The 295-nt window shown below is 54.6% G+C and carries 1 protein-coding gene; it reads left to right on the forward strand.

Annotated elements, in window-relative coordinates; all coding sequences use genetic code 11:
* The coding region (locus ACFSO0_RS11945; RefSeq protein ID WP_376880426.1) for a transposase at positions 1-295 on the forward strand (295 nt) is incomplete at both ends.

Here is a 295-nt window from a genome sequence, read left to right on the forward strand (position 1 = left end):
GGCGCTTGGCGCCTTGATCATCCAGGAAAGACTGCAGCTGTCCGATCGAGAAACGGTCGAGACGATCATCGAGAACCCGTATCTCCAGTACTTCCTCGGTTTGGCAGGATATCAGGATCGGCCGCCGTTTCATCATTCTCTCATGACCCATTTCCGTAAGCGTCTTGGTGAGAACGTCATCACGGAAGTGAATGAGTGGATCGCCGTGGAAGCGGCGAAAGCGGAACAGCAGCAGAATGATGATGATGATACGAAGCCCTCGTCTACCACTGGTCGAGGCGGAAAGCGTAGACGC

This window comes from Brevibacillus sp. GCM10020057 (genome assembly GCF_042683565.1).
GTDB lineage: Bacteria > Bacillota > Bacilli > Brevibacillales > Brevibacillaceae > Brevibacillus.